The sequence below is a fragment of the Geodermatophilus chilensis genome (assembly GCF_002802985.1).
GTDB classification, from domain to species: Bacteria; Actinomycetota; Actinomycetes; order Mycobacteriales; family Geodermatophilaceae; genus Geodermatophilus; species Geodermatophilus chilensis.
Map to the genome: position 1 here is coordinate 18,553 of NZ_NVPT01000072.1, position 8,928 is coordinate 27,480.

An 8,928-nucleotide genomic window follows, 5' to 3' on the forward strand; every position below is an offset into this window, starting at 1 on the left:
CATGGTGTCACGCGGGACCGACGCTCCCGCCGTCCCGCGCGGGCTCCCGCCCGGCGGTCGACCACCCCGGTGGGCGGCCCCCCACCGCGCCGGACCGGCGGGCCGCCGAGGCGCCGTCGCCCGGTCCGCGGACGGCCACGCCCCACGCGCCGGCGTCGCCCACCACGGCCAGGTCGCCCTCCCGGTCGGTGCGGTGCACCCGCACCCCCTGTTGCGCCAGCCAGGCCAGCACCCGGGCCGTCGGGTGCCCGTAGGTGTTGTCCGCGCCCACCGAGACCAGAGCGACGCGTGCCCCGGTGGCGGCGAAGAAGCCGCGGTCGGCGTCGGCGCTGCCGTGGTGCGGCACCTTGAGCACATCGGCGCGCAGGTCGACCCCGCGGGCCGCGATCCTCGCCTCCATGGCACCGCCGAGGTCGCCGGTGAGCAGCACCCGGATGCCGCGCTGGGTCACCCGGACCACCAGCGACAGGTCGTTGGCGGGCACCGCGGCGGTGGCGACCTCCGGCGGCGGGGCGAGCACCTCGACGGTCGCCGTCCCCACCGTCCTCCGGTCGCCGGGGACCAGGACGGCGCGCTCGGCACCGGCCCGGCGCACCGCCGCCTCCAGGGCGCCGGCCCGGTCCTCGGCGGGCGAGAGGGTGCCCGTGGCGACGACCCCGACCTCCCGCCCGGACAGCGCCCCGGCCAGACCGCCGGCGTGGTCGGCGTCGAGGTGGGTGACCAGCACCAGGGGCAGCGTGTCGATGCCCAGCCGGTCCAGGCAGCGGTCGATCGCCCCCACGTCCGGTCCGGCATCGACGAGCACACCCTCCCCCGGCGCGGTCGGCACCACCAGCGCGTCGCCCTGCCCGACGTCGCAGGCGACCAGCACCGTCCGATCGGGCGGCCACCCTCGGGTGACCTGCCGCAGCGGCCACCCGAGCAGCACGACGCCGACGAGGGCCGCGAGCGCCAGGGGCCGGGCGCGGGGGAAGCGCCACAGCAGCCAGCCGACCGCCAGGAGCAGCACCGTCAGCAGCACCGCGCCCCGGGTGCCGGCCGGCCACCCGGTCGCACCGTCGGGCAGAGCCGCCGCGTGCTGGGCGACGACCACCAGCCACCGCACCGGCCACCCGGCCAACCGGACGAGCGCCTCACCCACGGGCGGCACGACCGGCAGCGTGACCGCGGCCAACAGGCCGAGCACGGTGGCCGGGGCGACGGCCGGCGCGGCGAGCAGGTTGGCCGGCAGCGACACGGGGCTCACCAGCCCGGAGAGCCCGGCTACCAGCGGTGCGGTGGCGAGCCCGGCGGCCGCGGCGACCGCGACCGCGTCGGCCAGGACCGGTGGCCAGCCGCGACCGCGCAGGCGGCGGGACCAGCCCGGCGCGAGCAGCACGATGGCCCCGGTGGCCGCGACGGAGAGCGCGAAGCCCGCGTCCCGGGCGAGGCCGGGATCGGCCAGCAGCAGCACGACGACGGCCGCCCCGAGAGCCGGCAGCGCCGCGCGGGACCGCCCGGTGGCCAGCGCCAGCAGGGTCACCGCGCCCATGGCCGCCGCCCGGACCACGCTGGCGCTGGGCCGGGCCAGCACCACGAACCCGGCCAGCGCTCCCACCGCGACCAGCGCCTGCACCCGCCGGTCGACCGCCCGGCGCCGCAGCGGCGCCAGCACCCCGGCGAGCACGATCGCCACGTTGGCGCCGGATACGGCCGTGAGGTGCGCCAGGCCGGCCCGCCGGAAGTCCTCGACCAGCACCGGGTCCATCGCCTGGGTGTCCCCGACGACCAGGCCCGGCAGGAGCCCGCCGGCCTGCGGCCCGAGCACCTGGACGGCGGCCCCGCGCAGCCCCTCCCGCAGTTCCCCGGCGGCCCGCTGCACCGCCGACGGCTCGCCGATGGGCACCGGCGGCGCCCGCGCCGACAGCCGCGCCACCACGCCCTCCTCGGCGGCGGCCGGAGCGACCGCCGCCCGCACCCGGACCACCTGGCCCGGCAGCAGCCCGCGCCACTCGTCGGCAGGACCGAACAGGACCACGGCGTCGTCCAGCCGGGTGCGCGTGCCGCCGTCCTCGAGCGTGGTGACCGTGGCCTCGACGACGGCCCGTGGCGGACCTCCCCTGCGCACCGCCGCCGGGTCGCCGTCGAGCTCCAGGACCAGCTCGACCGTCCGCCGTCCCTCGGCGACCGCGGCCAGCGGTGAGGCCTCCCGCGCCGCCTGCCGTACCGCCGCGGTCGTCGCGGTGACCGCGAGCGCCGCCAGGACGCCCAGCAGCACGACCGCCGCCGGCGACCGGCTGCGGCGGGTCACCGCGACCGCGGCCAGGGCGGCCACCGGTACCGCGCCGGCCAGCACCGGGACGGGCAGCAGCGGCGCGAGGAGGGTGGTGGCCCAGACCGTGGCCGCCGCGGGCGCGAGCCGCAGGTCCAGCCACGACCAGCGCTCCCGGGCGGTGCTCACACGGTCACCAGCTCGGCGAGCTCGGCGTAGGTGGCCGGGCCGATGCCGGGGACGTCGTCCAGCTGCTCCACGCTGCGGAAGGAGCCGTTGCGCTCCCGGTGCTCGACGATCCGCTGGGCCAGGACCGGGCCGATGCCCGGCAGCGCGTCGAGGTCGGCGGCGGTCGCCGCGTTGAGGTCCACCGGGCCGGCACCGCCGGCTGTTCCTGCCGCGACGCCGGCGCCTCCCACCGCCCCTGCCCCGGGGATCCCGACCGCCACCTGCTGGCCGTCGGAGACGACCGCGGCGAGGTTGACCGAGGCCGGGTCGGCGTCGGGCAGCAGGCCCCCGGCGGCCGCCAGCGCGTCGGCCACCCGCGCGCCCTCGGGCAGGGTGACCAGCCCCGGCCGGGCCACCGAGCCCACCACCGAGACGACGACCGTGGCCGCGGAGTCGGCCGCGACCCCGACCGACGGCGTCGCGGCGGGTTCCTCCTCCGCGGGCGGCGCGGTCGGGGCCGGCTCGACGGGTGCGGGCTGGACCTGCGGACGGTCCAGCCACGTGCCGCCGACCACGAGGAGCGCGGCGAGCAGGCCGGCGATCCACAGCGACCAGGCGGCGCGGCGACCCGGGGCCAGCCGGACGGCGCTGCCCGGGGCGCGGTGCCGGCCGATGCCGGCAGGCAGCCCGTCCTCCGCCGCCGTGGTCGGGAGCTGCTCCTCCCCCGGCTCGGGCTCGAGGTCGTCGTCGGGCACCCAACCGGGTGGCCGGCGCTCCTGCAGCAGGGCCCGCAGCCGTTCCCGGATCAGGTCGGCGTCGTCGCTGCGACGGGGAGGGAGGCGCACCGGCGCGACGCTAGGGAGCGGCGGACGGGTCCGGCGGGGCCGCCGAGGAACTGTGGACGGCCGGTGCCGCTGTGGATCCCGAGGGCCTGCGCGCGGGTTGCAGGGGCACGCTGCACCGGTGCCCGTCCCGTGCCCGCTACCGGTCCTCCGTCTCCTCCGGGGCGTCCGAGCCGTCGGGCGGCCGCGCCGGCACGGCCGGTGCCACGACCAGGCCCACGGCTCCCGGCCCCACGTGCGCGCCGATCGCCGCGCCGAGCTCGCTGACGTAGAGCTCGCGCAGGCCGGGGATCCGCTCCTCGAGGTCGGCGGCGAGACGTTCGGCCCGCTCCGGTGCGGCCAGGTGGTGGACGGCGACCATCACCGGTCCCCCCGCGGCGGCCTCCACCCCGCGCTGGACCAGGCGGACGAGGGCCCGGGCGGTCGTGCGCACCTTCTCCAGCGGCACCACCCGGCCGTCGGCGACGTGCAGCACCGGCTTGACCGACAGCGCGGTGCCGATCATCGAGGTGGCGTGCCCGATGCGCCCACCCCGGCGCAGGTGCTCGAGGGTGTCGACGACGAACAGCGTGCGGGTGGCCGCGGCGGTGTCCCGGGCCGCCGCGGCCACGGTGGCCGTGTCCTCGCCCCGCGCCGCCGCCCGGGCCGCGGCCAGCACCGCGAACCCGTTGCCCATCGCCGCGGAGCGGGAGTCGACGACGGTCACGATGTGCTCCCCGACCTGGGCCGCGGCCAGCCGGGCGGCGTCCACCGTGCCGGACAGCTCCGCAGAGAGGTGCACCGAGACGATGGAGTCGGCCCCGGCGTCCAGCCGCCGGCGGTAGGCGGCGACGAAGTCCCCGGGCGTCGGGCGGGAGGTCGAGACGCGCTGGCCCCGGACGCCGAGCGCGCGGGCGACGTCCGCCGGTCCGATGTCGTCGCCCTCGCGGCCGGAGTGGCCGGCCATCACGACGTACAGCGGGACGACCTCGACCGCGTACTGCTCCAGGAGCCGGGCAGGCAGGTACGCCGAGGAGTCGGTGACCACGGCGACGGACACCCGGCGAGGCTAGCCCGCGCCCTCCCGCCGCCGACCGGCCACGGCGGGGATCACAGTGCGTCGGCGTCCTGCGGAGGGCCCGGCGCGCCCTCCTCGGGGCTGGCGCCGGCGTCCGGGCGGCGGGCGCCGGGCTGCGGCGTGGAGACGGGGCCGTCGGGCAGCTCCGGTGCCGTGGTGTTGTGCCGCAGCAGCCGCCACCGGCCGCTCTGCTCGGCCAGCTCGCTCCAGGCGCAGTTGCTCAGGGGGCCCAGCACCCGCCGGTGCTCGGGCCCCAGCCCGAGCAGCGCCTCGATCAGGCGCGCGGAGGTCCCGCCATGGCTGACGACGACGGCCGCCGGGGCCTCGGGCAGGTCGCGCAGCGCGGCCAGCGCCCGCGCCGGGACGTCGGCGGCGTCCTCACCACCGCGTCCGGAGATGGCCCGCCCGGCCAGCCAGTCGGCGTACTGCTCGGGATGGCGCTCGGCGACCTCCTCACGGGTAAGCCCCTCCCAGGAGCCCATGCCGACCTCGCGCAGCCGGGCGTCCAGTCGCAGCGGTACTCCGAGCACGTCGGTCAGCGCCACCGCGGTCTCGGCGGCCCGGCCGAGGTCGCTCGAGAGGACGATCGTGCCGTCGGGCAGCGGCGCGGCCACGTGCGGCGCGGCCCGCCGGGCCTGGCGGCGGCCCACCTCGTTCAGCGGCGGGTCGAGCTGCCCCTGGAAGCGACCCGCGGCGTTCCACTCGGTGCGCCCGTGCCGCCAGAGGACCAGACGCGGCACCGGCAGCGCCGGGACGTCGCTCACCGGCCGGCCGCCCCGGGCGCGGACGGCCCCTCGCCGTCCGCCGGCGCGGACGGCCCCTCGCCGTCCAGCGGTCCGTTGGCCGCCGGGCCCTCGTCGGCCGGCTCGGGCGCCAGCGGGGTCGGGTCGGCGCTGGCCGGGTCGACGTCGTCGGCCGACAGCGTCGCGGTGCCGGTCGCCGCCCCGTCGCCCTGCGGTGCGGCGCGGTCGACGAACGGGATCGTCGGGCAGTCCTTCCAGAGCCGCTCGAGGGCGTAGTAGGCGCGCTCCTCGGCGTGCTGGACGTGGACGACGACGTCGACGAAGTCCAGCAGCACCCAGCGCGCCTCGGCCACGCCCTCCCGGCGGACCGGCTTGACGCCGTGCTGCCGCAGGCGCTCCTCCACCTCGTCGACGATGGCCTGCACCTGGCGCTCGTTGGGGGCCGACGCCAGCACGAAGGCGTCGGTGATGGCCAGCCGCTCGCTGACGTCGACGATCGCGACGTCGGTCGCCAGCTTGTCGGCGGCGGCTTGGGCGGCCAGCAGTGCGGTCTCCCGCGCCTCGGTCGAGGCGGTCATCGGGGTACCTCCTGGAGATCGGTGGTCGGTGGTTCGGGAGGTGTGCCCTCGGTCGGGGGAGCCGTCGCGGGCGGCCGGTCGTACGTGGGGCGATCGCCGGACGGCGGTGCGTCGCCGGGGACACCACGGTGGGCGATGCCCTCCCGCGCGACGGCACGACCGCCGGCGGCCGACCGGTACAGCCCACGCTTCTCGATGTACTGGACGACGCCGTCGGGGACCAGGTACCAGACCGGCATCCCCCGGCCGACCCGCTCACGGCAGTCGCTGGAGCTGATCGCCAGCGCCGGCACCTCGACCAGGCTGACCGCCCCCTCCGGCAGGTGGGACGCACCCAGGTCGAAGCCGGGGCGGGTGACGCCGATGAAGTGGGCCAGGGCGAAGCAGGCGGCGCTGTCGCGCCAGCTGAGGATCTGCGAGAGGGCGTCGGCGCCGGTGATGAAGAACAGCTCGTCGTCGGGCCGCTGCCGCTGCAGGTCGGTGAGCGTGTCGATCGTGTACGTGGGGCCGCCGCGGTCGACGTCGACCCGGCTCACCGAGAACCGCGGGTTGGAGGCGGTGGCGATGACGGTCATGAGGTAGCGGTCCTCGGCCGGCGCCACGTGGCGGTCGCTCTTCTGCCACGGCTGCCCGGTGGGTACGAAGACCACCTCGTCCAGCCCGAAGAGGACCGCTACCTCGCTCGCGGCCACGAGGTGCCCGTGGTGGATGGGGTCGAACGTCCCGCCCATCACCCCGACCCGCCGACCTGCCACCGATCGAGCGTATCCGGGCGGTCCGACCCCGGCCCGCGAGGACCGACCCCGGACAGCGGGCACGGGGCCTCCCCGCCGGGCACGCCGGAGCGGGGACCGGCGCGGGCCCTGGACGACCGGTGTCCCCGTCCGCGCCGGTTGCGGCCGGCCGCGACCGGCGTGGACGGGACCCGCCGGCGGCGCCGGGACGCCCGGCAGCCACCGGATACGACGACCGTTGCGCGGCGCGGTCACGCCGCCGGGAGACCGCTTCAGAGCGTGGTGACGAAGTCCGCGAGCTGGGCGGCGTTGCGGCACTCCACCATGTCCACCACCTCGCCGTAGCGGTCGGCCGCGGAGTCGCCGCTGCCCCACAGCCGGCGCGGCTCGGGGTTGAGCCAGTGCGCCGAGCGGGAGCGGCGGACCAGGTCGGCCAGCACCGGCAGCCCCGGCGGGCGGTAGTTGGTCCGCCCGTCACCCAGCACCAGCAGCGACGTCCTCGGCCCGACGGCCGCGGGCCAGCGGTCGGCGAAGACCTCGAACGCCGTCCCGTAGTCGCTGTGCCCGTCGAAACCGACGACGTCGGCCTCCCGCCCGATCCGGGCCACCGCGTCGGCGACGTCGGCACCGGGGCGGAAGAAGCGGGTCACCTCGTCGGTGGAGTCGACGAAGGCGAACGCCCGCACACCCGAGAAGTGCTCGCGCAGCGCCTGGGTGAGCATCAGCGTGAAGTGGCTGAAGCCGGCGACCGAGCCGCTGACGTCGCAGAGCACCACGAGCTCGGGCTTGTGCACCTTCCGCGGCCGGTGGTGGGTCACCACCGGCACGCCGCCGGTGCCCAGCGACGCCCGGACGGTCCTGCGGAAGTCCAGCCGTCCCTCCCGGCCCAGCCGCCGCCGCGCCGAGAGCCGGACGGCCAGCCGCCGGGCCAGCGGGGCGACCGTCCGGCGCAGCTCGGCGAGGTCCACGGCCTGGGCGCGCAGGAAGTCGACCTGGTCGGCCAGCGGGCGGACGGCGTTCCTCGCCACCTTGTCCCGGCCGCGCTCGGCCGCCGTCCGCCGCCGGACCTCGGCCTCCACCGCGGCCCGGAAGGCCGCCAGCCGCTCGCGCACCGTCTGGCGGGCCACCTGCTCGGCGAGCCCACCGCGCCCGCCGTCCCCGAGCAGGCCGGCCAGCAGCTGGGCGACCAGGGTGTCCGGCGAGAGCGCCCGCATCACCCGGTAGCTGAAGAAGGACTGGCCCGACGGCGAGGGCGCCGTCCGGCCCAGCTGGTCGACCGCGTCGCGGGCCAAGCGGCGCAGCGCCTCCTCGTCGCCGTCGAGCAGCAGCCGGGACAGCTCCTCGCGCATCAGCTGCGCGAGGTCGGCGCCGTCGGGCAGGTCGAGGGTCGACTCCGCGGACTCCCCCGGCTCCCCGCCGGGCTCGTCGTCGGCCGAGGGGGCCGCCGGCCGGTCGGACAGCGGCCACCACAGGTCGAACAGGACGTCGTACGCCGGCCGCTGCGCCGCGCGCTGCAGCAGCACCGCCGCCAGCCCGTGCCGCAGCTGCTCGCGGTCGAGCAGGTCGACGACGGTCAGGATCTCCGCGGCGTCCACGGCCTGGCTGATGCCGACCGGGATCCCGGCCTCCCGGACCGCCCGGACGAAGCCGTCCAGGTGACCGGCCAGCCCGCCCGGCGACCCCTGCATCATCAGTTCAGCCGCAGCTCGGCCGCGGCCCGCTCCTGGTCGCTGGCGTGCTTGAGCACCACGCCCAGCGTCGAGCCGACCGCCGTCTCGTCGAGGGTGTCCAGCCCCAGCTCGAGCAGCGTCTGGGCCCAGTCGAGGGTCTCCGAGATCGACGGCGACTTCTTCAGCTCCATCGCCCGCAGCGCCCGGATGGTCCGCACCAGCTGCTCGGCCAGCCCCGGCGCCAGGTCGGGCACCCGGGAGAGCACGATCTCCCGCTCCCGCTCGGCCGAGGGGTAGTCCAGCGCCAGGTACAGGCAGCGCCGCTTGAGCGCCTCGGACAGCTCACGGGTGGCGTTGGAGGTCAGCACCACCATCGGCCGGCGGGCAGCGGTCACCGTGCCGAGCTCGGGGATGGTCACCTGGAAGTCGCTGAGCACCTCGAGCAGCAGGCCCTCGACCTCGACGTCGGCCTTGTCGGTCTCGTCGATCAACAGCACGGTCGGCTCGGTGCGCCGAATGGCGGTCAGCAGCGGCCGGGAGAGCAGGAACTCCTCGCCGAAGATGTCGTCGTGCACGGTGCCCCAGTCGGCGCCGCCGTCCCCCTGCGCCGCCTGGATGCGCAGCAGCTGCTTCTTGTAGTTCCACTCGTAGAGCGCCCGCGCCTCGTCCAGGCCCTCGTAGCACTGCAGCCGGATCAGCTCCGAGCCGGTGGCGGCCGCCAGCGCCTTGGCCAGCTCGGTCTTGCCGGTGCCCGCCGGCCCCTCCACCAGCAGCGGCTTGCCCAGCCGGTCGGCGAGCTGCTGAACGCCCGCGGCGTCGTCGACGTGGTGATCCCGCGCGGCGGGGCCTCGCTGATCCAGCGGGTCGTGCGCGAGGCGCGGGTGC

General features: G+C 77.6%; 8 protein-coding genes. All 8 read right to left on the reverse strand.

The window, feature by feature from the left end; genetic code table 11:
• Positions 1 to 7: 7 nt before the first annotated feature.
• The gene (locus CNO22_RS13695; RefSeq protein WP_100499897.1) at positions 8 to 2,440 is read right to left on the reverse strand and encodes a ComEC/Rec2 family competence protein; all 2,433 of its coding nucleotides are present in this window, start codon (positions 2,438 to 2,440) and stop codon (positions 8 to 10) included.
• On the reverse strand, positions 2,437 to 3,264 hold the full coding sequence (locus CNO22_RS13700) for a ComEA family DNA-binding protein (protein ID WP_100499898.1): 828 nt from the start codon (positions 3,262 to 3,264) through the stop codon (positions 2,437 to 2,439). The genes CNO22_RS13695 and CNO22_RS13700 overlap by 4 nt, the downstream gene beginning before the upstream one ends.
• Positions 3,265 to 3,400: 136 nt before the next feature.
• Positions 3,401 to 4,300 carry a DegV family protein gene (locus CNO22_RS13705; RefSeq protein ID WP_100499899.1) on the reverse strand — a complete coding sequence of 300 codons (900 nt, stop codon included), beginning with the start codon at positions 4,298 to 4,300 and terminating at the stop codon, positions 3,401 to 3,403.
• 50 nt (positions 4,301 to 4,350) lie between these two features.
• Positions 4,351 to 5,082 carry a histidine phosphatase family protein gene (locus CNO22_RS13710; RefSeq protein WP_100499900.1) on the reverse strand — a complete coding sequence of 244 codons (732 nt, stop codon included), beginning with the start codon at positions 5,080 to 5,082 and terminating at the stop codon, positions 4,351 to 4,353.
• Positions 5,079 to 5,639, reverse strand: coding sequence for a ribosome silencing factor (gene rsfS, locus CNO22_RS29050; RefSeq protein ID WP_232807019.1), 561 nt, complete (start codon positions 5,637 to 5,639; stop codon positions 5,079 to 5,081). The genes CNO22_RS13710 and rsfS overlap by 4 nt, the downstream gene beginning before the upstream one ends.
• Positions 5,636 to 6,394 carry a nicotinate-nucleotide adenylyltransferase gene (gene nadD / locus CNO22_RS13720; RefSeq protein ID WP_232807020.1) on the reverse strand — a complete coding sequence of 253 codons (759 nt, stop codon included), beginning with the start codon at positions 6,392 to 6,394 and terminating at the stop codon, positions 5,636 to 5,638. The genes rsfS and nadD overlap by 4 nt, the downstream gene beginning before the upstream one ends.
• A 251-nt stretch (positions 6,395 to 6,645) precedes the next feature.
• On the reverse strand, positions 6,646 to 8,064 hold the full coding sequence (locus CNO22_RS13725; protein WP_198588309.1) for a vWA domain-containing protein: 1,419 nt from the start codon (positions 8,062 to 8,064) through the stop codon (positions 6,646 to 6,648).
• Positions 8,064 to 8,903 (reverse strand): AAA family ATPase, encoded by an 840-nt coding sequence (locus CNO22_RS13730; RefSeq protein ID WP_232807021.1) that lies wholly within the window; start codon positions 8,901 to 8,903, stop codon positions 8,064 to 8,066. The genes CNO22_RS13725 and CNO22_RS13730 overlap by 1 nt, the downstream gene beginning before the upstream one ends.
• Positions 8,904 to 8,928: the final 25 nt, after the last annotated feature.

Coding starts and splice junctions, on each gene's coding strand:
- rsfS (WP_232807019.1), bottom strand. CDS start 5,639: ATGACCGCCTCGACCGAGGCGCGGGAGACCGCACTGCTGGCCGCCCAA.
- CNO22_RS13725 (WP_198588309.1), bottom strand. CDS start 8,064: ATGATGCAGGGGTCGCCGGGCGGGCTGGCCGGTCACCTGGACGGCTTC.